This is a genomic window from Rhodopseudomonas sp. (genome assembly GCF_048594845.1).
Classification (GTDB): Bacteria; Pseudomonadota; Alphaproteobacteria; order Rhizobiales; family Xanthobacteraceae; genus Rhodopseudomonas.
Genome location: NZ_JBMDXE010000177.1, coordinates 14,824 through 39,512, shown reverse-complemented (window position 1 = coordinate 39,512; position 24,689 = coordinate 14,824). Strand labels below are relative to the sequence as shown.

19 protein-coding genes and 1 pseudogene are annotated in these 24,689 nt (G+C 65.7%); 12 read left to right on the top strand and 8 right to left on the bottom strand.

What is annotated here, in order from left to right:
* Positions 1-71: 71 nt before the first annotated feature.
* From ccoG to ACOJTD_RS11190, 11 genes and pseudogenes are all read left to right on the top strand, one after another.
* Positions 72-1,292 (top strand): annotated as a pseudogene (gene ccoG / locus ACOJTD_RS11240) (cytochrome c oxidase accessory protein CcoG); the annotation flags it as partial.
* A 21-nt stretch (positions 1,293-1,313) separates the two neighbouring features.
* A complete protein-coding gene (locus ACOJTD_RS11235) occupies positions 1,314-1,811 on the top strand; it encodes a FixH family protein (protein WP_420132997.1) in 498 nt (165 codons plus the stop codon).
* Positions 1,812-1,848: 37 nt separating this feature from the next.
* The gene (locus ACOJTD_RS11230) at positions 1,849-4,035 is read left to right on the top strand and encodes a heavy metal translocating P-type ATPase (RefSeq protein WP_420132996.1); all 2,187 of its coding nucleotides are present in this window, start codon (positions 1,849-1,851) and stop codon (positions 4,033-4,035) included.
* Complete coding sequence (ccoS, locus tag ACOJTD_RS11225; protein ID WP_420132995.1) at positions 4,036-4,206, top strand: cbb3-type cytochrome oxidase assembly protein CcoS; 171 nt, start codon at positions 4,036-4,038, stop codon at positions 4,204-4,206. It begins immediately after the preceding gene.
* A 26-nt stretch (positions 4,207-4,232) separates the two neighbouring features.
* The gene (locus ACOJTD_RS11220) at positions 4,233-4,439 is read left to right on the top strand and encodes a hypothetical protein (protein WP_420132994.1); all 207 of its coding nucleotides are present in this window, start codon (positions 4,233-4,235) and stop codon (positions 4,437-4,439) included.
* A 337-nt stretch (positions 4,440-4,776) separates the two neighbouring features.
* Positions 4,777-5,001, top strand: coding sequence for a hypothetical protein (locus tag ACOJTD_RS11215; RefSeq protein ID WP_420132993.1), 225 nt, complete (start codon positions 4,777-4,779; stop codon positions 4,999-5,001).
* A 124-nt stretch (positions 5,002-5,125) separates the two neighbouring features.
* Positions 5,126-5,635 (top strand): Lrp/AsnC family transcriptional regulator, encoded by a 510-nt coding sequence (locus ACOJTD_RS11210; protein ID WP_420132992.1) that lies wholly within the window; start codon positions 5,126-5,128, stop codon positions 5,633-5,635.
* A gap of 224 nt (positions 5,636-5,859) precedes the next feature.
* On the top strand, positions 5,860-6,939 hold the full coding sequence (locus ACOJTD_RS11205) for a methyl-accepting chemotaxis protein (RefSeq protein WP_420132991.1): 1,080 nt from the start codon (positions 5,860-5,862) through the stop codon (positions 6,937-6,939).
* Positions 6,940-7,117: 178 nt separating this feature from the next.
* Entirely contained in the window at positions 7,118-8,809 is a 1,692-nt protein-coding gene (gene kaiC, locus ACOJTD_RS11200; RefSeq protein WP_420132990.1) for a circadian clock protein KaiC, read from the top strand.
* A gap of 9 nt (positions 8,810-8,818) precedes the next feature.
* A complete protein-coding gene (locus ACOJTD_RS11195; RefSeq protein WP_119856698.1) occupies positions 8,819-9,097 on the top strand; it encodes a circadian clock KaiB family protein in 279 nt (92 codons plus the stop codon).
* 1 nt (position 9,098) lies between these two features.
* Positions 9,099-10,550 carry a sensor histidine kinase gene (locus tag ACOJTD_RS11190; protein WP_420132989.1) on the top strand — a complete coding sequence of 484 codons (1,452 nt, stop codon included), beginning with the start codon at positions 9,099-9,101 and terminating at the stop codon, positions 10,548-10,550.
* A gap of 183 nt (positions 10,551-10,733) precedes the next feature.
* On the opposite strand, the gene paoC is transcribed toward ACOJTD_RS11190, so the two are convergent.
* The 4 genes from paoC to ACOJTD_RS11170 form a co-directional block, all read right to left on the bottom strand.
* Positions 10,734-12,995 carry an aldehyde oxidoreductase molybdenum-binding subunit PaoC gene (gene paoC, locus ACOJTD_RS11185; RefSeq protein ID WP_420132988.1) on the bottom strand — a complete coding sequence of 754 codons (2,262 nt, stop codon included), beginning with the start codon at positions 12,993-12,995 and terminating at the stop codon, positions 10,734-10,736.
* 4 nt (positions 12,996-12,999) lie between these two features.
* On the bottom strand, positions 13,000-13,950 hold the full coding sequence (locus tag ACOJTD_RS11180; protein WP_420132987.1) for an FAD binding domain-containing protein: 951 nt from the start codon (positions 13,948-13,950) through the stop codon (positions 13,000-13,002).
* Positions 13,947-14,606, bottom strand: coding sequence for an aldehyde dehydrogenase iron-sulfur subunit PaoA (gene paoA, locus ACOJTD_RS11175; protein ID WP_420132986.1), 660 nt, complete (start codon positions 14,604-14,606; stop codon positions 13,947-13,949). Before paoA ends, ACOJTD_RS11180 begins: the two co-directional genes overlap by 4 nt.
* A gap of 167 nt (positions 14,607-14,773) precedes the next feature.
* Complete coding sequence (locus ACOJTD_RS11170; RefSeq protein WP_420132985.1) at positions 14,774-15,253, bottom strand: Lrp/AsnC family transcriptional regulator; 480 nt, start codon at positions 15,251-15,253, stop codon at positions 14,774-14,776.
* A gap of 125 nt (positions 15,254-15,378) precedes the next feature.
* Here ACOJTD_RS11170 and hppD point away from each other — a divergent pair, with 125 nt between their 5' ends.
* The gene (hppD, locus tag ACOJTD_RS11165) at positions 15,379-16,497 is read left to right on the top strand and encodes a 4-hydroxyphenylpyruvate dioxygenase (RefSeq protein ID WP_420132984.1); all 1,119 of its coding nucleotides are present in this window, start codon (positions 15,379-15,381) and stop codon (positions 16,495-16,497) included.
* Positions 16,498-16,722: 225 nt separating this feature from the next.
* Here hppD and gyrB read toward each other — a convergent pair whose 3' ends face one another.
* The 4 genes from gyrB to dnaA all read right to left on the bottom strand — a co-directional run bounded on the left by gyrB (position 16,723) and on the right by dnaA (position 23,495).
* On the bottom strand, positions 16,723-19,164 hold the full coding sequence (gene gyrB, locus ACOJTD_RS11160) for a DNA topoisomerase (ATP-hydrolyzing) subunit B (RefSeq protein ID WP_420132983.1): 2,442 nt from the start codon (positions 19,162-19,164) through the stop codon (positions 16,723-16,725).
* 226 nt (positions 19,165-19,390) lie between these two features.
* The gene (gene recF / locus ACOJTD_RS11155; RefSeq protein ID WP_420132982.1) at positions 19,391-20,530 is read right to left on the bottom strand and encodes a DNA replication/repair protein RecF; all 1,140 of its coding nucleotides are present in this window, start codon (positions 20,528-20,530) and stop codon (positions 19,391-19,393) included.
* A gap of 172 nt (positions 20,531-20,702) precedes the next feature.
* Positions 20,703-21,821, bottom strand: a complete 1,119-nt coding sequence (gene dnaN / locus ACOJTD_RS11150) for a DNA polymerase III subunit beta (RefSeq protein WP_420132981.1) — start codon at positions 21,819-21,821, stop codon at positions 20,703-20,705.
* 246 nt (positions 21,822-22,067) lie between these two features.
* A complete protein-coding gene (gene dnaA / locus ACOJTD_RS11145; protein ID WP_420132980.1) occupies positions 22,068-23,495 on the bottom strand; it encodes a chromosomal replication initiator protein DnaA in 1,428 nt (475 codons plus the stop codon).
* Positions 23,496-24,689: the final 1,194 nt, after the last annotated feature.

Below are 24,689 nucleotides of genomic sequence, written 5' to 3'. Positions count from 1 at the left end.
GCTTGCCCTCCATCCGGCGATGGATGTTGATGTCGTTGTCGTAGCCGATCAGCCGGGTCGGGCGGCCGATCTTCTTCATCGAATTGTGGCCGCAGGAGATCTATTATTTCACCGGCCTGTTGATCGTCGCTGCCGTCGCGCTGTTCCTGATGAATGCGCTCGGTGGCCGCGTCTGGTGCGGCTATCTGTGCCCGCAGACGGTGTGGACCGATTTGTTCTACGCGGTCGAGCGCCTGATCGAAGGCGACCGCCGCGAGCGGATGCGCAAGGCGACCGAGCCGTGGTCGATGCAGCGCGGCGCCGAGCTGGTGCTGAAGCATTCGATCTGGCTGATGATCGCGTGGTGGACCGGCGGCGCCTGGGTGCTGTACTTCGCCGATGCCCCGACGCTGATCAAGGAGCTGGTGACGTTCCAGGCGCCGATGGTCGCCTATATCTGGATCGGCATCCTGACCTTCACCACCTACACGCTGGCCGGCTTCATGCGCGAGCAGGTCTGCGTCTATATGTGCCCGTGGCCCCGCATCCAGGCGGCGCTGACCGACGAATGGGCGCTCAACGTCACCTACAAGTACGACCGCGGCGAGAAGCGCACTTCGTTCAAGAAGGCCGCCGCACTGCGCGCCGCCGGCGAGCATGTCGGCGACTGCGTCGATTGCAATCAGTGCGTCGCGGTGTGCCCGACCGGCATCGACATCCGCAACGGACCGCAGCTCGACTGCATCCAGTGCGGCCTGTGCATCGACGCCTGCGACAACGTGATGACCAAGATCGGCCGCCCGACCCGGCTGATCGGTTACGACAACGACATCAACATCCATCGCCGGATGGAGGGCAAGCCGGAGGTTTTCAAGCCGCTGCGCGCCCGCACCGTGGTGTATTCGGCGATCATCGTCGGCATCGGCGCCGTGATGCTGTACGCGCTGATGAACCGCAGCCTGCTCGATCTCAACGTGCTGCACGACCGCAACCCGGTCGCGGTGCGGCTCAGCGACGGCTCCGTGCGTAACGGCTACACCATCCGCTTCCTCAACAAGCGCGGCTTCGACCGGGTCGTCGCGGTCGATGTCGACGGCCCGCCGAACGCGCGCATCCATGTCGTCGGTGCCGATTCGATCACGCCCGACCGACCGATGATCATCCTCGGCCGCGACGCCACAACCGAGCTGCGCGTGCTGGTGGATTCAAACTCGAACGAAGAGATCGCCAAGTCGGTCCCGGTGACGTTCCATGTCACCGACATCGGTCTCGGCGAAGTCGCGTCCGCCAAGGACGTGTTCGTCACGCCGTAAGCGGTCATTGGAGTTGCTATCATGTCCCGTTCTGCCAAGCCCCGCCAACTCACCGGCAAGGTCGTGCTCGCATCTCTGGTCGCCTTCTTCGGCGTCGTGTTCGGCGTCAACGGCCTGATGATGACGCTGGCGATCAAGACGCTGCCCGGCACCGAGGTCGACAGCGCCTATGCGGCGAGCCTCGCTTACGAAAACGAGATCGCGGCGGCACGCGATCAGCAGCAGCGCGGTTGGAAGGTCGATGCCAAGCTCGACCGGCGGCCCGACGGCACCGCGACGCTGCGGGTCGAGGCGCACGACAAGGCCGGCCTGCCGCTGACCGGGCTGGTCTTCGCCAGCCGGCTGGAGCGGCCTGCCGACAAGCAGTTCGACCGCGAGATCACGCTCGCCGAACTCGGCGACGGCGTTTACCAGGGCGGCCTCACGGACCTCAAGCCGGGGGGCTGGGATCTGGTGCTGGAAGGCGACCAGAACGGCATGCGGATGTTCCTGTCGAAGAATCGCCTGAAGCTGGATTGATCGGACCGCTGGGGGCAGAGGATCAAAGGGTCGCTGCATGTTGATGACGCGGGACTTCTCTCACTACGTCAAGGATGTCGACCAAGAGGTCGCGCATCTCGACCTCGCCGTCGAAGGCGTCACCTGCGCGGCCTGCATGGCCAAGATCGAGCGCGGCCTCGCGGCGATCCCGGACGTGACGCTGGCGCGCGTCAACCTCACCGACCGCCGCCTCGCGGTGGAGTGGAAGAAGGGCGAACTGGAGCCGGCGCTGTTCATCGATCGGCTCGCCGAGCTCGGCTACAAGGCCTATCCGTACGAGCCGGTGCGCGCCGAAGTCGAAGAGGCCGAGCGTTCGAAGTTTCTGCTGCGTTGCCTCGGCGTCGCCGCGTTCGCCACCATGAACGTGATGATGCTGTCGGTGCCGGTGTGGTTCGGCGGGGATCTCAGCCCGGAAGCGCGTGATTTCTTCCACTGGCTGTCGGCGCTGGTGGTGCTGCCCTGCGCCGCCTATGCGGGCCAGCCGTTCTTCCAGTCGGCGTGGCGCGCGCTTAGCGCCAAGAGCGTCAACATGGACGTGCCGATCTCGATCGGCGTCACGCTGGCGCTCGGCATGTCGCTGGTCGAGACCATCAACCACGCCGAGCACACCTATTTCGACGCGGCGATCATGCTGATCGCCTTCCTGCTGGCGGGCCGCTTCCTCGATCAGAAGATGCGGCAGAAGACCCGCGCGGTCGCCGGCAACCTGGCGGCCCTGAAGGCCGAGACTGCGACCAAGTTCGTCGGTCCCGACGAGATCGCCGAGGTGCCGATCGCCGCAGTGCGCGCCGGCGACATCGTGCTGCTGCGGCCCGGCGAACGCTGTGCGGTCGATGGCGCCGTCGTCGACGGCCGCTCCGAAATCGACCAGAGCCTGATCACCGGCGAGACGCTCTACGCCAAAGCCGAGCGCGGCACGCAGGTCTATGCCGGCACGCTGAATATCACCGGCACGCTGCGCGTCCGCGTCGCCGCGGCGGCCGAAGGCACGCTGCTGTCGGAGATCACGCGGCTGCTCGACCACGCGCTGCAGGCGCGCTCGCGCTACGTCCGGCTCGCCGACCGCGCGTCGCAACTCTATGCGCCGGTGGTGCACGCCACCGCGCTGCTCACCGTGATCGGCTGGGTGCTGGCCGGCGCCAGCTGGCACGATGCCATCGTGACCGGCATCGCAGTGCTGATCATCACTTGCCCCTGCGCGCTGGGCCTCGCCATTCCGGCGGTGCAGACCGTGGCGTCGGGCGCGATGTTCCGCGCCGGCGTGCTGCTCAACGCCGGTGATGCGATCGAGCGCGCCTCGGCAGTCGATACTGTCGTGTTCGACAAGACCGGCACGCTGACGCTGCCCGAACTCGACGTCGTCAACGCCGCTGCCGTGCCGACCGATGTCTTCCAGCTCGCCGGCCGCCTCGCGCTCGCCAGTCATCATCCGGTCGCTGCCGCAGTGGCACGCGCTGCCGGCGCCAAGGCGCCGCTGCCCGGCGTCACCGAGGAGCCCGGCCGCGGCGTCCGCGCGCTGATCGACGGCGAGGAACTGCGGCTCGGCAGCCCGTCGTTCTGTGGCGCCGACTTTGAAGCCAACGCCATCCTCAGCGAAGATCCGGAAGTCTCGGTCGTGGCGTTCAGCCGCGGGGACCAGCGCACCGTGTTCGCGGTCCGGCAATTGCTGCGGCCCGACGCCGCCAAGACCATCGACGCGCTGATCAATCGCGGCATCGCGGTCGAGCTGCTGTCCGGCGATCGCGAGCCGGCGGTGCGGCACGCTGCCGATGCGCTCGGCGTCGGCGCCTGGCGCGCCGGCGTGACGCCGGCGGAGAAGATCGCCCATATCGATGCGCTGAAGGGGCAGGGCCGCGTGGTGATGATGGTCGGCGACGGCATGACTGACGCGCCGTCGCTCGCCGCCGCGCATGTCTCGATGTCGCCGATCAGCGCCACCCATCTCAGCCAGGCCACCGCCGATCTGGTGTTTCTCGGCAAGGAGCTGGCGCCGGTGCTGGCCGCGGTCGACTATTCGCGCAAGGCGATGAGCGTGATGCGCCAGAACCTGACGCTGGCGATCGGCTATAATGTGCTGGCGGTACCGATCGCGATCGCCGGGTTGGCGACGCCGCTGATCGCCGCGCTGGCGATGTCCGGCTCGTCGGTGCTGGTGATGCTGAATGCGATGCGCGCCCGCCGCGTCCGCCGGGGAGGCAGGTAAATGGAAGTCATGGTGATCCTGGTGCCGTTGGCGCTGGTGCTCGGCCTGCTCGGCCTCGCGGCGTTCCTGTGGTCGCTGAAGAGCGGCCAATACGAAGATCTCGACGGCGCCGCATGGCGCGCGATTTCCGACGACGACCAGCCAGCGCCGCCGGCTCCGAAACGAGGCTAAAGCCCAAAAGGCAGAGCGAGGCTCTCATGGCACTGCTCACTTATGTCGATCCCGACGCCCTGATCCCGCCCCCCGCGCCGGCCGAGCCGCGCATCGACGTCCCGCCCGGCAGCGACGACGACGTCAAGGAACGCTGGCTGCAGGCGCAGCCCTGGCCCTACCGGATCTTCGCGCGGTTCTACCGCGCGCTGCGCAAACTGCAGCCGATGTTTCCGCCGATGTCCTGCTGCTGATCGGCAGTTGTCTCGATCGGTGCGCGGAGCGCCATCCGGCGACTTGATGCAGGCCGTTGCCGCGCGTCGCAGCGCGCTCCCTCTCCCGCGTGCGGGCGAGGGCTGGGGTGGGGGCGCCCCGAGCCGTGAGCCCGCGATCCGTCGCAGCCCTCGCCCGGATCGTTGCGCGATCCGACCTCTCGCACAAGCGGGAGAGGTTGCGCTGTCCGCGGCGAGAGGTTGGACAAACCGTCGCAGCACCAAAGCGTTAAGGGGCTTTCATAGGCCTGACGCAGAGCGCGGCTATCAGGCCGGCGATCGCACCCCGCGAATCGCCAGCTTCGAGTCAGCAGCCGCCATGTCCCCAGCCAGCGCGTCCTCCGCCTTCATCATCGAAGTCAATTCGCGCGCCGCCGGCATCGTCGTTCGCGACGGCCGCGGCTTTCGCTTTCATGCCGCCACCGACGATTTCACAGCGCTCGAGGGGCAGGGTTTTCGCTCCGCCGGAGACGCCCAGAAGGCCGCGCTGCGCCTGGTCGAGAGTCTTCGCCCCAGCCGTGGTTTGAAGCTTGGGCTGGCCTGAACTGCCCGGCTTCCCGCTTAAATCCAAAGGGCGAAGCCTTTCGGCGACCCAAAACACAGACTTGCGTGAAAAAATCTTCCACGTATGATGCCTCGCATCATTTGATTTGGAAGAATGTTCTCTCATGTCTGACGTCGAGACTCCCGTTGTCGAAACCAGCCGTCGCCTCGATGCGATCGACCGGAAAATCCTGACCGTCCTGCAACAGGATGCCTCGCTGTCGGTGGCCGAGATCGGCGACCGGGTCGGGCTGTCGTCGACACCATGCTGGAAGCGGATTCAACGACTGGAGGCCGACGGCGTGATCACCCGCCGGGTCGCGCTGGTCGATCAGGACAAGATCGGCCTCGGCTTGTCGGTGTTCGTCTCGATCGAGAGCGGCGACCATTCGGAAGCCTGGCTCAAGACCTTTGCGGATGCCGTGGCGGCAATGCCGGAAGTGATCGAGTTCTACCGGATGGCCGGCGACGTCGATTACATGCTCCGCGTCGTCGTCGCCGACATGCGCGCTTACGACGTCTTCTACAAGCGGCTGATCGGAACGGTGGCGCTCAAGAACGTCACGTCGCGTTTCGCGATGGAGAAGATCAAATCGGTTACCGCCCTGCCGGTGCCGCCGCTGACGGCGGCCTGATCGGGAAGGATCATCTTACGACAGGGACCGGGTTCCGCGACGATCGGGTGCGCGCGCGATTAGCTCGCCGCGGCGAGACTGATCACTTCTGAACAATTGAGGCTCGATCCTCTCTGTGTTGTCGGCACAATTCGAGTTCTTAGTTCCAGTTTTCGGGTTTAGTCGAAATTAGGAATAGTCAATTAGTTTGACGCTCCGGTGCGAGACGCCGGGGCGGGAAACACATGAGCATAGCGTTGGGAAGGACGGTCCAGTCCGCCTCGCAAGAGGCCGATGCGGGCAAGGCGGACGTCTCGGCGCTGGTCGCCCGGCTGACCTCCGAGGTCAATGAGATCGCTTGCGGCAAGACCAAGTCGATCCAGAAGATCACCAGCCAGATGAAGATCCTGGCGCTCAACGCGCTGATCGAAAGTGCGCGCGCCGGCAAGCAGGGAGCCAGCTTCGCCATCGTCGCCCAGGAGGTCCGCAACGTCGGCGCCCAGATCGAGGAGATCGCGCGCGATCTCGAAAGCCAGCTCACTCGGCGCACCGGCGAACTGATCAACACCATCGACACGATGAGCGAGCGGTCGCGCGGCGACCGGCTGGTCGATCTGTCGCTGAACGCGGTCGAGCTGATCGACCGTAATCTCTATGAACGAACCTGCGACGTGCGCTGGTGGGCGACCGACTCCGCCGTCGTCGACTGTGCGGCAGGCCCATCGCCGCAGAATGTCGGCCACGTTAGCGAGCGGCTCGCAGTGATCCTCGGCGCCTATACGGTCTATCTCGATCTGTGGCTGTGCAGCCTCGACGGCAAGGTGATCGCCAATGGCCGACCGGACCGGTTCGACGTGGTCGGCACCAGCGTCGCCGGCTGCGGCTGGTTCGAGCAGGCCCGGCGGCTGCGCTCGGGCGACGACTACGTCGCCGGCGACATCGAGCGGATGCCGCAGCTCGGCAACGCGATGGTGGCGACCTATTGCGCCAGCGTGCGCAGCCAGGGCCGCAGCGACGGCGCGCCGATCGGCATTCTGGCCATTCATTTCGACTGGGAGCCGCAGGCCCGGGCGATCGTCGAAGGCGTGCGGCTCGATCCGCACGACAACGCCCGGGTTCTACTGGTGGATTCGAGTTATCGGGTAATCGCTGCGTCGGACGGCCAGGGCTTGCTCGACGAGCGCCTGCCGTTGCGCACCTCAGGCCAGCGGAGCGGTACGTACCGGGACGGCTCCGGCGCGTTGGTCGGTTTCCACCTGACGCCCGGCTACGAGACCTATCGGGGGCTTGGGTGGTACGGAGTGATTTCGAGCCGGGGGAGGTAACCCCGTCGCGTATTTGCCTACGAAATTGTATCAATTGATACATGCCGGGTCGTTCGGCGGTAAAATCCGAACATCGCCAAAAGTTCCTAACTCCCTGCATTTCATTTTCATTGGCGCCCACTAGGCAGGCGGTTCCGGTTCAAATACAAACTTGGAAGACGAAGAATTCCGAGTTCAAATGACCGAAGGCATCGCTAAGTCCCGCACCGGCATCGAAGGTTTTGACGATCTCACGCTGGGCGGTCTGCCTTCGGGGCGCCCGAGTCTGGTGTGCGGCTCCGCCGGCTGCGGCAAGACGTTGTTCGCCTCGACCTTCCTGATCAACGGCGCGCGTCACTACGGCGAGGCCGGCGTCTTCGTCACGTTCGAGGAGCGGCCGGTCGACATCGTCGATAACGTCCAGTCGCTCGGCTTCGATCTGCAGGGGCTGATCGATCAGGAGCGCATTCTGATCGAGCACATCGCCATCGATCCGACCGAAGTCGCCGAGGTCGGCGATTACGATCTCGAAGCGCTGTTTCTGCGGCTCGAATTCGCCGTCGACCAGATCGGTGCCAAGCGCATTGTGCTCGACACCATCGAGAGCCTGTTCTCGGCGTTTCAGAATCCGGCCGTGCTGCGCGCCGAAATCCGCCGGCTGTTCGACTGGCTGAAGCAGAAGGGGCTGACGGCGGTCATCACCGGCGAGCGCGGCGACGGCACGTTGACCCGGCAGGGGCTCGAGGAATACGTCTCCGACTGCGTGATCCTGCTCGACCACCGCGTCGACAACCAGATCTCGACGCGCCGGCTGCGCATCGTCAAATATCGCGGCACCGCGCACGGCACCAATGAATATCCGTTCCTGATCGACGAAGACGGCTTCAGCGTGCTGCCGGTGTCGTCGCTCGGCCTGAACCACAAGGTCTTCGAAGACCGGATCTCGACCGGCGTGGCCGATCTCGACGACATGATGGCGGGCGGCGGCTTCTATCGCGGCAGCAGCGTACTAATTACCGGCGTCGCCGGCTCCGGCAAGAGTTCGCTGTCGGGGATGATGGCCGATGCCGCCTGCCGCCGCGGCGAACGCGCGCTGTATCTGTCGTTCGAGGAATCCGAAGCGCAGACCGTGCGCAACATGAAGTCGATCGGCACCGATCTCGGCCGCTGGATCGAGGCCAAGCAGCTGCGCTACATCGCGGCGCGCCCGACCTTCTACAGCCTGGAAATGCATCTTGCGGTGATCCTGCGCGAAGTCGCGCGGTTCAAGCCTGGCCTGGTCGTGCTCGACCCGATCTCCGCCTTCGTCGGCACCGGCGAGATCGGCGAGGTGCAGTCGATGCTGCTGCGCATCGTCGACTATCTGAAGTCGAACGGCATCACCGGCGTGTTCACCCACATCGCGCACGCGCAGGACGCCGAGACCGACGCGGGTCTGTCGTCGCTGATGGACGCCTGGATCCTGCTGCTCAATCGCGAGTCGAACGGCGAGTTCAATCGCGAACTGTATCTGCTCAAGGCGCGCGGCACGTCGCACTCCAATCAGGTACGCGAATTCGTGATGTCGGACGATGGCATTCACCTGCTTGAGCCCTATCTGGGTGAAGGCGGCGCGCTCACCGGCTCGGCGCGGCGCGCCGAGGAGGCGCGGCTGCGGCGCGCGGAGGCGAATCGCCGCGGCGATGTGGCGCGGATGCAGGATCAGATCGTGCATCGCCGCCGCAGGGCTCAGGCGCAGATCGAGGCGCTGCAGGCGGAACTCGCCGCCGACGAATCCGAATTGAAACGAATGACCGACGCCGAAGATGCCTTTCTGAAGCAGAGCGAGATGGACGCCGAGTCGATGGCGCTGGCGCGCAGGCTGCGCCGCTCCGGCTCGGACACGAAATAGGAAAGTGGGATGGCCGATCCGATCAAGCTCGTATTGTATGTCGCCGGCGAAACGCCGAAATCGCTGGCCGCGATCCGCAATCTCGAAAAGATCTGCGCCGAGCACCTCGCCGGCAAGTACAAGGTCGAAGTGATCGACCTGAAGAAGAACCCGCAGCTCGCCCGCGAGCACGGCATCGTCGCGATCCCGACGCTGGTCAAGGAACTGCCGGTGCCGATCCGCAAGATCATCGGCGATCTCTCCGATACGCCGAAGGTGCTGGTGCATCTATCGGTCGAAGGCTCCTGACGTGGCGCCCGCGGTCGCCGAGCTCAGCCGCACTGAACTCGAGGCGCGGCTCGAAGAAGCCGAGGCGACCCTGCGGGCGATCCGCGACGGCGAGATCGACGCCGTGGTGGTGTCGGGCGGCGACAGCGAACAGGTGTTCACGCTCGAAGGCAGCAGCCAATCGTATCGCACCTTCATGGAAACGATGGACGTCGGCGCGGCGGCGTTCGACGCTGATGGCCAACTGCTCTATGCCAACGCCGCGTTGTGCATGTTGCTCGGGCAGTCGCCCGGCGCGCTCACCGGGCCGGTGCTGATCGGGCTGCTCGACTCCGTCAACCAGGCCAAGTTTCGCCGGCTACTGGCGCAGGCCGCCCAGCAGCGCGAGACCGCGGAGATTCATCTGCGCGCCGAGGCGGGCGCCCGCAGCCTCCTGCTCACCGGAGCCCCGCTGGATTTCGGCGTGGTGCGCGGCACCGCCATCACCTTCACGGATATAAGCGAGCGCGAAGAAGCCGCGGCGGTGCGCGAGTCCGAGCGGCTGGCCCGCGCCATTCTCGCCTCGGCCAACGAAGCGGTGATCGTGTGCGACCGCGGCGGCCGCGTCAGCCATCTCAACGGCGCGGCGATGCGGATCTGCGCCGCGTCGCCGATCGGCAGAACTTTCGGCGAGGCGATCGACCTGACCTTCGCGGACGCTACCGATCTGATGAGCGGCGCCGACATCGTCGGCATGGCGATCAGCGGCATGCCGGTGCAAGGTCTCGAAGCCGCGGTACGGGTGCCGTCGGCAGCGGTGACCGACGTGATGATCAGTGCGGCACCGCTGGTCGTATCCGGCGACCGGATGCAGGGCTGCGTCGTGACGCTGGTCGACCTGTCGCACCGCAAGGCCGCCGAGCGACGTCAGGCGCTGCTGATGGGCGAGCTCGACCATCGCGTCAAGAACACGCTGGCGATGGTGATGGCGATCTGCGCCCGCACCGCCGCGCACGAGCGCACCATCGAGGATTTCCAGAAGTCGTTCTCCGGCCGGCTGCAGGCGCTGGCGGCGACGCATACGCTACTGTCCAATGCGTCCTGGGAAAACCTGCAGATCAAGGACGTTCTCGGCGCCGAGCTGGAGCCGTTCGCGTCGCTGTCGAGCGGCCGGATCGTCACCGAGGGCCTCGATATCGCTGTCGACGCCAAGGTCGCGGTGTCGCTCGGGCTGGTGTTCCACGAGCTGGTGACCAACGCGGTGAAGTATGGCGCGCTGTCCGTGCCGGGCGGCAAGATCGCCGTGCGCCGATTGGAAGCAGGCGGCGACGAGCTGATCATCGAGTGGCAGGAGCAGGACGGGCCGCTGGTGACACCGCCGACCTCGTCCGGCTTCGGCCAGACGCTGATCTCCCGCAGCCTCGGCAGCGGCGGCGCGAAGCTGGAGTTTCGTCCCACCGGCGTCGTGTGCCGGATCTCAGTCCCGCGCGGGTAGCAAGCTTCCGGTCATTGGATCAAGCACTGCCTCATGGTGAGGAGGCGCGAAGCGCCGTCTCGAACCATGTGCCAGCGATGCTGCTCGCCCATCCTTCGAGACGCCCGGCTTTGCCGGGCTCCTCAGGATGAGGACTCAGTGCATGGAGCGGGCGAGCGTTATCTGCGCAACGAGTGCTCCCGCTCACCCCACCGGCGGCATCTTGTCGATCAGCTTGTCCAACGTCACCGGATAGTCGCGCACCCTCACGCCGGTGGCGTTGTACACCGCGTTGGCGATGGCGGCGGCAACGCCGCAGATGCCGAGTTCGGCGACGCCCTTGGCCTTCATCGGCGACGACATCGGATCGGTCTCGTCGAGGAACATCATGTCCTGATGCGGGATGTCGGCGTGCACCGGCACTTCGTAGCCGGCGAGATCGTGGTTGACGAAGAACCCCACCTTCTTGTCGACCACCAGCTCTTCCATCAAGGCGGCGCCGACGCCCATCGTCATCGCGCCGATCACCTGGCTGCGCGCCGTCTTCGGATTGAGGATGCGGCCGGCGGCACAGACGGCGAGCATTCGCCGCACGCGGATTTCGGCGGTGGCGGCATCGACGCCGACTTCGACGAAGTGGGCCCCGAAGGTCGATTGCTGCGCCTTCTTTTGGAGATCGCCATATTCGATGCCATCTTCCGCCTCGAGCGCGCCGTCGCGCACCGCGTCGGCCAGCGACACGCGGCGATTGCCGGCGCGGACTTCGCCGCCGTCGAATTCGGCTTCGGCCGAATTGAAGCCGAGCTTGCTGGCGACAGCTTCGCGCAGCTTCACGCAGGCGGCGTAGACGCCGGCCGTGGAGTTATTACCGCCCCATTGTCCGCCGGAGCCGGCCGACACCGGAAACCGCGAGTCGCCGAGCCGCACCGACACCCTCTGCAACGGCACGCCGAGCATCTCCGCCGCAGTCTGGCCGATGATCGTGTAGCTGCCGGTGCCGATATCGGTCATGTCGGTCTCGACCACCAGCGTGCCGTCCGGCTCCAGTCGCACGCGCGCTGCGGATTTGGTCAGCATATTGTTGCGGAACGCAGCGGCGACACCCATGCCGACGAGGAAGCGCCCGTTGCGCACCGATGCCGGCTGCGGATTACGCTTGTCCCAGCCGAACCTCTCGGCGCCGATACGCAGACATTCGATCAGTTGCCGCTGCGAGAACGGCCGGTTCGGTGTCGTGGTCTTGGCGTCACCCTGGGTTTTCTGCTGATCGGCCGACGCCGCCTCGGCGACGTCGGGAACGGTCTGCGTATCATTGCGGAGTCGGAATTCGACCGGATCGAGCTTGAGCTTTTCGGCGATCTCATCGACAGCGATCTCCAGGGCCATCATGCCAGGCGCTTCGCCAGGCGCCCGCATCGAATTGCCTTCCGGCAGATCGAGCACCGCGAGCCGCGTCGCCGTCATGCGATTGGCACCCGCATAGAGCAGGCGGGTCTGACTGATCGCGCCTTCCGGCTTGCCGTCCGGCAAATCGCCCGACCAGCTCTCGTGGCCGATCGCGGTGATCTTGCCGTCGCGCTCGGCGCCGATGCGGATGCGCTGGATGGTGGCGGGGCGATGCGTGGTATTGTTGAACACCAGCGCGCGTTGCATCGTCAGCTTGACCGGCCGCCCCGCGGCTTTCGCGCCCAGCGCCGCCAGCACGGCGTCGGCACGCAGGAACAGCTTGCCGCCGAAGCCGCCGCCGATAAAGGGCGACACCAGCCGCACGTTTTCCTTCGGGATGCCGAGCGTCTTGGCGAGGTCGCCGACGCCCCAGGCGATCATCTGGTTCGACGTCCACACCGTGAGCTTGTCGCCCTCCCACATCGCCGTCGAGGCGTGCGGCTCCATCATCGCGTGCGATTCATCGGCGGTGCTGTAGGTCTGGTCGATCTTCACCGGCGCCGTGGCGAAGGCGGCATTGAAGTCTCCGACCGAAGAATCGCTGGGGTCGGACATCACCTTCGCGGGCTTGGCATTGCCGCGCTCGGCGGCCAGATCGAAGCTGCCGCGCTCGCGCTGATAGTCGACGCGCACCAGCTGCGCCGCCGCGCGGGCCTGTTCGAACGTCTCGGCGACTACGACAGCGACGGCTTGGTGATAATGCTGCACCTCGGGTCCGGCGAGAAGCTTGGCGGTGTTCTTGCCGCCCTTGTTGAGCTTGCCGGCAGTGTCGGCGGTAACGATCGCCAGCACGCCCGGCGCCGCCTTGGCTGCGGCCAGATCGATGCTCCTGATGCGGCCCTTGGTGATGCCGGCGCCGACGATGTAGCCGTAAGCCGCATTCGGCGCGACGTCGTGGCGCTCATAGGCGTAGCGGGCGGTGCCGGTGGTTTTCAGCGGCCCGTCGATGCGGTCGACCGGCTGGCCGACGACCTTGAGGCGGTCGATCGGGTTGGTCGTTGCGGGAGCGTCGAATTTCATCGGATCAGCCTTTCGCTTCCGCCAGCACGGAGCCGAGCGTTCGCTCGACCAGCGGCACCTTGAAGGCGTTCTGTTCGGTGGTGCGGGCATCGGCGAGCAGCTTGCGCGTCACCGCCTGCGCGCCGCGCGGCATCTCGGCCTCGGCAGCCTCGTTGCGCCACGGCTTGTGCGCGACGCCGCCGAGCGCGACCCGGCCACTGCCGTCACGCTGCACGATCGCCGCGACCGAAATCAGCGCGAAGGCGAACGACGCACGATCACGCACTTTGCGATAGATATGCGTGCCACCAGCCGGCTTCGGCAGCGTCACCGCGGTGATCAGTTCGCCGGCGCGCAGCGTGGTGTCGTCTTGCGGCCGGTCGCCGGGCAAACGATGAAAGTCCGCGATCGGAATCGTCCGGGTCGCTCTATCGCCGCTCACGGTCTCGACCGTCGCGTCGAGAACACGCATCGCCACAGCCATGTCGCTCGGATGCGTCGCGATGCAGGCATCGCTGACGCCGACGATGGCGAGTTGCCGACTATAGCCCTGCAATGCGCCGCAGCCGCTGCCGGGAGCGCGTTTGTTGCACGGCTGGTTGGTGTCGTAGAAATAGGGACACCGCGTCCGCTGCAGCAGATTGCCCGCGGTGGTCGCTTGATTGCGCAACTGGCCGTTGGCGCCGGCCAGCAGCGCGCGCGACAGCACTGCGTAGTCGCGGCGCACGCGCTGATCGGCGGCGAGGTCGGTGTTGCGCACCAGTGCGCCGATCCGCAGGCCGCCGTCCTGTGTCTCTTCGATCTTGTCGAGGCCGATGTTGTTGACGTCGATCAGATGCTGCGGCGCTTCGATTTGCAGCTTCATCAGGTCGAGCAGATTGGTGCCGCCGGCGACGAATTTGGCGTTCGCGGTGCGCGCGGCGGCCGCGGCGGCTTCGGCGGGGGATTTGGCGCGCTCGTAAGTAAACGGCTTCATGCCGGCCTCCCTGCGACTTCAGTGATCGCCTCGGCGATGTTGGAATAGGCGCCGCAGCGGCAGATGTTGCCGCTCATGCGTTCGCGCAGCTCGATATTGGTGAGCTCCGGCTTGGCCATCAGGTCCGCAGTGACGTGACTGGGAATGCCGGCCTTGATCTCGTCCAGCACCGCAACCGCCGAGCAGATCTGCCCCGGCGTGCAATAGCCGCATTGATAGCCGTCGTGCTTGACGAAAGCGGCCTGCATCGGATGCAGCTTGTCGGGCGTGCCGAGGCCTTCGATCGTGGTGATCTGGTCGCCCTCGTGCATCACCGCCAGCGACAGGCACGAGGCGATCCGGCGTCCGTCGACGATCACCGTGCAGGCGCCGCACTGGCCTTGGTCGCAGCCCTTCTTCGAGCCGGTGAGATGCAGATGCTCGCGCAGTGCGTCGAGCAAGGTGGTGCGTGTATCGAGTTCGAGATCGCGCGCCGCGCCGTTGACGGTGAACGACACCTTGGCGGTCGACGGCGCAGTCTCGGCCGCGGGAGAGGCTGTCAGTGCCGAAGATGCTTGGGCCGCCGCTGTGCCCGGCTTGGCGCCGATCGCGATCGTCGCCGCGGAGCCCAGCAAAAGGTTCCGTCGGGAGAATTGAAAGTCGCTGAGTTCCACCATGGACCGGTCCGTTCGTCGGAGACAACGTGCCGGTGCAGAACGCCGCCGAGCGCGTATGTTTCCGGCGACGTTCAGGTCAATCGAGGAGCAGCCGCGGCCAAAGCGCCGTCACGTCGGCGGCTGTGATGCCACGAGTATGCTTCACATCGTCGGACAGAAGATCGGACTCAGGCGCCCGTGAGCTGCTTCAGCGGCAGCCGCGAGCTTTCCTTGAGCCGGTCGAGGACGATCGACGAGCGCACGTGCGCGACGCTCTGGTGCGGCATCAGCACGTTGTTGACGAGGTCGGATAAGCCCTTGAGGTCGCGAAGCACGGCCTTGATCACGTAGTCGGCGTCGCCGGTCAGCGAGTAGGCCTCCTGGATTTCGTCGATGCGGCCGATCAGCGCGCGAAACTTCTCCGCGTTGTCGGGAGAATGGGTGGCCAGCGTGATCTGGATGAAGGCGACGACGCCGAAGCCGAGTGCATCGGCAGCGAGCTCGGCGCGATAGCCGGTGATGACGTTGTCCTGCTCCAGCCGCATCCGCCGCCGCGAGCATTGCGACGGCGACAGCTGCACCCGATCGGCCAGCTCCTGATTGGTGAGGCGGCCGTCGTCCTGCAGGGCGCTCAGGATCTTCAGATCGAAGGCGTCGACAGACATCATGCGCTTAAGCGAGGTTTGATGCACGGATCGTGCGCAAGCTAGCGCCATGGGTTCTCATTTGCACGCATATTGCGCGCGCTGCGGACAATAATACCGGCTCAAGAACCAATCTGGAGGATCCGCCGATGGGACCATTTCCGCACGATGCGCAGCCGGCCACGATCAGCGCCGACAATCCGATGGGCACTGACGGCTTCGAGTTCGTGGAGTTCGCCCATCCCTATCCGGCCCAACTCCATGCTCTCTTCAAGCTGATGGGCTTCAGCCTGGTCGCTAAGCATCGCAGCAAGGCGATCTCGGTCTATCGCCAGGGCGACGTCAACTATCTGGTCAACGAGCAGCCCGGCAGCCACGGCACCGACTTCGTCGCCGCGCATGGGCCGTGCGCGCCCTCGATGGCGTTCCGTGTCGTCGATGCACAGAAGGCCTATGAACGCGCACTGTCGCTCGGCGCCGAGCCCGCGGGCGTCACCGCCGCGCAGAAGACGCTCGACGTGCCGGCCATCAAGGGCATCGGCGGCAGCCTGCTGTACTTCGTCGATCGCTACGGTGCCAAGGGCTCGGCTTATGATGAAGAGTTCGAGTGGGTCGGCGCTCGCGATGCCCGACCATCGGGCGCGGGGCTCTATTACATCGATCACCTCACCCACAACGTCCATCGCGGCCGAATGGACGTGTGGACCGGGTTCTACGCCAAGCTGTTCAACTTCCGGCAGATCCGTTTCTTCGACATCGAAGGGCGCGCCTCCGGCCTGTTCTCGCGCGCGCTCACGAGCCCGGACGGCAAGATCCGGATTCCGATCAACGAGGACGCCGGCGACTCGGGCCAGATCGAAGAATATCTGACGCTGTATCGCGGCGAAGGCATCCAGCACATCGCCTGCGGCTGCCGCGACATCTATCGCACCGTCGAGGGCCTGCGCGACGCCGGCCTGCCATTCATGCCGTCGCCGCCGCAGACGTACTTCGAAAAGATCGACGCGCGGCTGCCGAAGCACGGCGAGGACATCGTCCGGCTGCAGCGGAACGGCATCCTGATCGACGGCGAGGGTGTGGTCGACGGCGGCCAGACGAAGGTGCTGCTGCAGATCTTCTCGGCCAATGCGATCGGCCCGATCTTCTTCGAATTCATCCAGCGCAAGGGCGACGACGGCTTCGGCGAAGGCAACTGCAAGGCGCTGTTCGAGTCGATCGAAGAAGACCAGATCCGCCGCGGCGTGCTGAAGACGGGGGAGGCGGCGTAGCGCTCAGCATGGCAAAGCTGAGCGGCCGTGCTTGCGAGGCTCCGGCTATCTCTGTCGAGCGCTGCCCACGAGCAAAACCTCATGGTGAGGGGCGCGCAGCGCCGTCTCGAACCATGCGCCGCAGGGTATGCGCGGCCCCATCCTTCGAGACGCCCGGCTTCGCCGGGCTCCTCAGGATGAGGGCGTCGTGCTTTTGGAATCGGTTCGATTGGTCGGTGGAGTGCTCTACACGTCCACCGTCGCGCTGAGCGAGTTCTCCTGGATGAACTCGCGGCGGGGTTCGACGACGTCGCCCATCAGCTTGGTGAAGATGTCGTCGGCTTCGTCGACCTCGCGCACCTTCACCTGCAGCAGCGAGCGGGCGTTGGTGTCGAGCGTGGTTTCCCAGAGCTGGCCCGGGTTCATCTCGCCGAGGCCTTTGTAGCGCTGCAGGGCGATGCCCTTGCGGCCGGCGTCGGTCACCGCTTCGAACAGGCTCACCGGGCCATGGATGGCGGTCTCGGCGTCCTTGCGGCGGAGCATGCCGGGGCGCGGATAGACCTCCTGCAGCACGGCTGCGTATTCGTCGAGCTTGCGGGCATCGGCGGAGCCGAGCAGCGCATCGTCGATCATCGCCACGTCCTTGACGCCGCGGACGGTGCGCTCGAAGTGGAAGCCTTCGCCCTCGACGAAGCGGCCGGTCCAGCCGCGCTCGACTTCGTCGGCCAGCACGTCGAGCCGGCGCGCGATATAGGCGGCGGCCTCGGTGGCGGTGGCGACGTCGCTGGTGATCCGCGGGCTCAGCACGCCGGCGATCGCCGCCTGCTCGACCACGCTGCGATTGTAGCGGCTGTGCAGATTGTTCAGGGTGGAGCGGATGGCGCGCGCGTCTTCGACCAGCGCCAGCAGGTCGCGGCCGCCGCGCACTTCGCCGTTGGCCAGCTTGAAGGCGCAATCGTCGAGCCCGGTGGAGATCAGATAGTCCTCGAGCGCGCGCTCGTCCTTGAGATACTGTTCGGACTTGCCGCGCGTCACTTTGTAGAGCGGCGGCTGGGCGATGTAGAGGAAGCCGCCCTCGATCAGCGCCGGCATCTGCCGGAAGAAAAACGTCAGCAGCAGCGTCCGGATATGCGCGCCGTCGACGTCGGCGTCGGTCATCAGGATGATCTTGTGGTAGCGCAGCTTCGACAGGTCGAAATCGTCGCGGCCGATGCCGGTGCCGAGCGCGGTGATCAGCGTGCCGATCTGCTCGGACGACAGCATCTTGTCGAAACGCGCGCGCTCGACATTGAGGATCTTTCCGCGTAGCGGCAGCACGGCCTGGAATTCGCGGTTGCGGCCCTGCTTGGCGGAGCCGCCGGCCGAGTCGCCCTCGACGATAAACAGTTCGGATTTCGACGGATCGCGCTCCTGGCAGTCGGCGAGCTTGCCGGGCAGCGAGGCGATGTCGAGCGCGCCCTTGCGCCGCGTCAGCTCGCGCGCTTTTCGCGCGGCTTCGCGGGCGGCGGCGGCTTCGATCACCTTGCCGACGATGGTCTTGGCTTCGCTCGGATGTTCTTCGAACCAGGCGGCGAGCGCTTCGTTGAGAACGTTCTCGACCACCGGGCGTACTTCCGAGGACACCAGCTTGTCCTTGGTCTGCGACGAGAACTTCGGGTCCGGCACCTTCACCGACAGCACCGCGGTGAGGCCTTCGCGGCAATCGTCGCCGGTCAGCGCCACCTTTTCCTTCTTGGCGTTGTTGTCGGCGTAGCCGGTGAGCTGGCGCGTCAGCGCGGCGCGGAAGCCAGCCAGATGCGTACCACCATCGCGCTGCGGGATGTTGTTGGTGAAGCACAGCACGTTCTCGTGGTACGTGTCGTTCCACCACAGAGCGGCCTCGACCGAAATGCCATTGAGGTCGGCGCCCACCACGATCGGCATCTCGACGATCGGCTTCTTGTTGCGGTCGAGATACTTCACGAATTCGGTGACGCCACCCTCGTAGCGCATCTCTTCGCGCTTCTCGACCGCGTGGCGCAGGTCGGACAGCAGGATGTTGACGCCGGAATTGAGGAAGGCGAGTTCGCGCAGCCGGTGCTCCAGCGTGGCAAAGTCGTATTCGACATTGGTGAAGGTTTCGGCCGAGGCGTAGAACGTCACCTCGGTGCCGCGCCGGCCGTTGGCCTCGCCGACCACGCTGAGCGGCGCCACCGCTTCGCCATGGGCGAACTCGATGTAGTGCTCCTTGTCGTTGCGCCACACACGTAGCACCAGCTTGCTCGACAGCGCATTGACCACCGAGACGCCGACGCCGTGCAGGCCGCCCGACACCTTGTAGGAGTTCTGGTCGAATTTTCCGCCGGCGTGCAGCTGGGTCATGATGACCTCGGCCGCCGAGACGCCTTCGCCCTTGTGGATGTCCACCGGGATGCCGCGACCGTCGTCGCGCACCGTCACCGAACCGTCGGCGTTGAGGATCACTTCGACCGCGCTGGCGTGACCGGCGAGCGCCTCGTCGATGGCGTTGTCGACGACTTCGTACACCATGTGGTGCAGGCCCGAGCCGTCGTCGGTGTCGCCGATATACATGCCGGGCCGCTTGCGCACGGCGTCGAGCCCCTTCAGCACCCGGATCGATTCCGCGCCGTATTCGGCGGGCACGGGCGGCGGGGTTTCGGCGATCGGCTGCCGGGCGGGTTCAGTCATGCAACAACCTTTGAAGGATGAAATCGAATCGGCGTGCGACGGCGCGATGAGGTGTTCTTTGTGCCACGAAATACGGGGCGCGCCTAGCCCTAAGTCGCGTGTGACAAGTGATTGAAGATGTAGGATTTTTTCTGCGATTCGCAAGCCGCGAAACGGCCGATTCGAAGGCCGCCCGACGGCGCTGCGGAACCGCCGGTTTTGGTGTCCGCAACAGCTCGGTCGCGGCTCATTTTTGCGGCGAGATGCGGCCGGATTCGACGGTGAAAATCTCGGCGCCGGCACCGATCTCGGCGAATGCCGCGGGGTCGGCGCCGGTCATCCAGACCTGCGCGCCGAGCCGGGCCAACTCGTCGAACAGCGCGGCGCGGCGGCCGGGATCGAGATGCGCCACCACTTCGTCGAGCAGCAGCAGCGGCGTGATGCCGGTCATCTCCGAGACCAGCTGGGCATGCGCCAGCACCAGGCCAATCAGCAGCGCCTTCTGCTCGCCGGTGGAGGCGTCGCGTGCCGGCATCGCCTTCGGCGCGTAGACGACTTCGAGGTCCGTCAGATGCGGACCGTCCAGCGTGCGGCCGGCGGCGGCGTCGCGGGGGCGGCTGTCGCGCAGCACGCCGCGATAGCGATCTTCCACTGCGGTGGCGGGCTCAGCCAGCAGCGCGGTCTCCATCCAGCCGTCGAGCATAATCTTGGCCGAGGGAAACGCCGAGGCGGCGCCGCGGGCGTCGAGCATCGCGGCGAGCCGGGTGGCGGTCTGGCCGCGCATCGCCGCGACCGCCACCGCGAGTTCGGCGGTCTCGCGCTCGATCGCGTCGAGCCAATGCGAGTCGGCGTTGCGATAATCTTCGAGCAAGCGGTTGCGCGACCGCAGGCTGCGGTCGAGTGCCGAGACGCGGCCAGAATGCTGGCTGTCGATCGCCAGCACCAGCCGGTCGAAGAATCGCCGCCGTTCGGACGCCGCGCCCATGAACAGCCCATCCATCGCCGGCGTCAGCCACACCATGCGTAGGTGATCGCCGAACGCGGTGGCAGAGCCGACCGGCTCGCGGTCGATCCGGCAACGACGCGTCGTCGGCGCGTCAGCGCGCGGTGGATCGATCCCGGTGCCGAGCGTCGCCAGCCCAAACGCCCCCTCGACCTCGGCCGCCACGGCCCACGAGCCGTCGCCCTCATTGTCGGCGACATCGTCGAGAGTCGCCCGCCGCAACCCGCGCCCTGGCGACAGAAACGAGATGGCCTCCAGGCAATTGGTCTTGCCGGCCCCATTGGCTCCCACCAGCACCACGCGCTCCGCCGCCGTCGTCAGCGACGCCGCCCGATAACTCCGGAAATGCGACAGCGACAGGCGGGTGATGCGGGAGGCGGTCATGCAATGGCTTGCGCTGGGGAGTTGCGAGGGGCTGCAACTCGCACCGCCGTCACCCTCCGCGAAAGCGGAGGGGCCAGTATCCCAGAGCCTTCGTTATTTCCGATGCGCACTGGAATACTGGATCGCCCGGTCAAGCCGGGCGACGACGATGGTGCTGTTGAAGCAGCTCGTATTACACCCGCATCGGCATCAGCACGTACAGTGAGTTCTGCTTGTCGCGGTCCTGGATCAGAGTCGGCGAGCCAGGGTCGGCGAGGCGCAGGACGGCGACTTCGCCTTCGATCTGGGCGGCGATGTCGAGCAAATAGCGGGAGTTGAAGCCGATATCGAGCGGGTCGGAGGCGTATTCGACTTCGAGTTCTTCGGTCGCGCTGCCGGAATCCGGATTGGTCACCGACAACACCAGCTTGCCGGCGCTGAGCGCGAGCTTCACGGCGCGGCCGCGTTCGCTGGAGATCGTCGAGACGCGGTCGACCGCGGCTTCGAAGTCCTTCTTGTCGACGATCAGTTCCTTGTCGTTGTTCTGCGGGATCACGCGTCCATAGTCCGGGAACGTGCCGTCGATCAGCTTGGAGGTCAGCACCACGTTGCCGATCGTGAAGCGGATCTTGCCGGCGGAGAGCTCGAGGCCGATCTCGGCCTCGGTGTCTTCGATCAGTCGCTGCACTTCGCCGACGGTCTTGCGCGGCACGATCACGCCCGGCATGCCGGCTGCGCCGGCCGGCTGCGCCAGATCGACCTGCGCCAGACGATGGCCGTCGGTGGCTACCGCGCGCAGCTTGCCGTCCTTTGCCGAGCCGGCGGTGTGCAGATAGATGCCGTTCAGGTAGTAGCGGGTTTCCTCGGTCGAGATCGCGAACTGGGTGCGATCGATCAGCCGCTTGACGTCGGACGCCGGCACCGAGAACGAATGGCTCATCTCGCCGGCGGCGAGATCCGGGAAGTCGCTCTCCGGCAGCGTCTGCAGCGTGAAGCGCGAACGGCCGGCGCGGATCGCCAGCACCGAACGGTCGCCGTCGGTCTCAAGCACGATCTGCGAGCCGTCCGGCAGCTTGCGGACGATGTCGTAGAACATGTGGGCCGGCACGGTGGTCGAGCCCGCGGTCGCGGTTTCGGCCGGCAGCGTCTCGGTGACCTCGAGGTCGAGGTCGGTCGCCTTCAGCGAGAGCTGAGCGTTTTCGGCGCGCACCAGCACGTTGCCGAGAATCGGAATGGTGTTGCGACGTTCGACCACGCGGTGGACGTGGCCCAGCGACTTCAACAATTGCGCGCGTTCGACCGTGACCTTCATGACAAGACCCGCCTGATCCGTACCCGCATCGTGTGATGGAGTCCCCGGAGGTATGGAGGAGCCGGGCAGCCGGAAACGGCGCCGCGGCACGAGAAACCCTGCGGGATGTCGCCCAACCCCGCGGGGGGACCGCAAGGTGGCGTGTTAGGCCGGCGGACGCAAGAGCGCGCCCGCCTTAGGCGTCGGAATTTCCCCGATTTTTCCGTCTGCAAAGCGCCCCGGCAGGCCGCGGCACGAAACCGGCGCCTACTCCTGGAGCTGACGCTTCAGCGACTCGACCTCGTCATTGAGCGTGTTGTCCTTGGACACCAGCCCTTCGATTTTGCGCACGGCGTGCAGCACGGTGGTGTGGTCGCGGCCGCCGAAGCGACGGCCGATCTCCGGCAGCGACCGGAGCGTCAGCGTCTTGGCCAGATACATCGCGACCTGGCGCGGGCGCACCACATTGGCGGTGCGGCGCGACGACAACAGGTCGGAGCGGCTGACATTGTACTGCCGCGCCACGACGCGCTGAATGTCCTCGATCTTGATCCGCTTCGGCTCCTGCGGGCGGATCAGGTCGCGCACTTCGTGCTCCGCCATCTCCAGCGTCACCGGCTGATTGTTCAGCTTGGAGTGGGCGAGCAGACGGTTGATCGCGCCTTCGAGGTCGCGGCCGTTATGCGTGATGGTGCGCGCCAGATATTCCAGCACCGGCTGCGGCACGTCGAAGCTCGCATGATGCGCACGCGCTGCCACCACGCGGGATTTCAGAATGCCGAGGCGCAGGTCTTCGCCGAGCGTCGCCATCTCGACGACGAGGCCGCCGGCGAGCCGCGAGCGCACGCGCTCGTCGAGGCTTTCCAGATCGGATGGCGGACGGTCGGCCGCCACCACGACCTGACGGCCGGCGTCGATCAGCGCGTTCAACGTGTGGCAGAACTCGGCCTGCGTGGTCTTGCCCTGCAGGAACTGCAGGTCGTCGATCACCAGCACGTCGATGCCGCGCAGCGCTTCCTTGAACGCAAGCGAGGTCTGCGTCTTCAGCGCGGCGACGAAGCCGTACATGAACTTCTCGGCGGTGAGATACAGCACCTTGCGCTCGGTGCCGGAATTGCCGGCCCAGGTCACGGCCTGCAGCAGATGCGTCTTACCGAGTCCGACGCCGGAATGGATGTACAGCGGGTTGAACATCACCGGATCGCCGCGGCGGCCTTCGGCCACCTGCTTGGCGGCGGCGTGCGCCAGCGTGTTGGAGCGGCCGACCACGAAGCTCGCAAAGGTCAGTCGCGGATCGAGCGGCGAGCCGCCGAGCGCGTCATGATTGGAGGCCGCGGGCGCCGTCGCATTGGTGGTGCGCAGCTCGGGCGCAGGGCGTTGGTCTTCACGACGCTGTTCTGCCGGAAGCGCCGCGTCCTTGGCGGCCGGCGTCGAGGCGCGCATCGGCGAGCGCACCGTCACCTCGATGCGATTCACTTCCGGAATCTCGGCCTGCCAGCAGGTCAGCACCTTGTCGGAATAGTGCGTCTGAATCCAGCTCTTCAGGAAACGCGTCGGCACCGACAGATGCACGCTCTCTTGCTGAATGGCCTCGAGGTCCATGCGGGCGAACCAGCTCGAATACACGTCCTCGCCGACGCTCGTGCGCAGGCGGCCTTTGACGCGAGACCAGCGATCATGTTCCATATTCGACATTTCAGCAGCTTTTCAGATTGAGTGATGGTCAACGCGGCGGGCGAAAGCATGACGGCTCACGCCACGCCGCGGCGTCGCGAAGCAAACTCCGGACACAGCTCCGCCGTTCGGCAACGTGCCGACGTCAGGCCGGATCCGATTTAAATGGATTGCTTCAGGTCAGCGCGGACTCGACGGGGATCCCGGAGTGCTGGCGCAACAGCGACTGGTGATGGTGGTGGTCGGAGTGGTCGAACAATCGTGGGCCGAACCCTCGGCATACAGAAATGAAGTGCTGAATTGGTAGCTCATGAAACCTCCCCCTCCTGACGCGCTTGCGCGCGGCAAGATGTCGTCGAGTCAAATCTGCATCCAAGCCGCTGCGCGTTTTCGTCACGACCCGTCTGGTCACGCGAGGTTGTCGGTGTCGCTGCCATCGCTCATTCGAAACGTTTGCAAGCAAATGTTCCGGACGCTTCAGACACAGCTTCGCCGGTCTCATATTGCTATGAGTGACAACCCGGCTGTCGTTTGAAAAACGCCGCTAACACGCATACCGCCGCCGATCTGCATGCCCGCCCTTGGTTCTCAAATCGCGCTGATCTGAAGAGCCGTGGGCGTCGCGGGCGATCTAAGAAATACACGACCTCCCGGTGGCCGCAACGGATATGATTCGTTGGAGGGGGGCTTGACTCTGGTGCGCTGCACGGAGCCGCAGAAGGTGACTAACAACCGCCGCGGCAAGATTTTGAATCTGTGCGAAGATTCGACGTCGCGCAGAACCGTGACAAATCCATCGCACGGCAAAAAGTATTTCATGAATCCTTTACCTTTGACGGTAGCGCGACGGCGTTTTCAAAGTGCTCCTCTTCGCTTTGCCTTTAAGTCTCTCGCGAGTCGGATGTTTTTGTGAGCGCTGAAGCAGGGTAGCCGACTCCGATATTGCACTGCGTAAGGTTCCGAGGCTTGCCGTGCGCATGATGTCGTGCAGTTTTGTTCGTGACGTTTTACCGCTGTGCCGCAGGGGTTTCTGTCATCGCTCGCGCGTGCGCTTGTTGCGCGACGAATGCGCTTGATGCGTGCCCGACATCACCGACGACGATCGCAGCAGTCGCCGATGTCGCGCGTGCAGGATCATTGATCGCGTTTGTGGTGCGGCGTGTAGAAGAGTCTTTCTCGACGATGTCGTCAGCGATGAAATATGACACGCGTCGT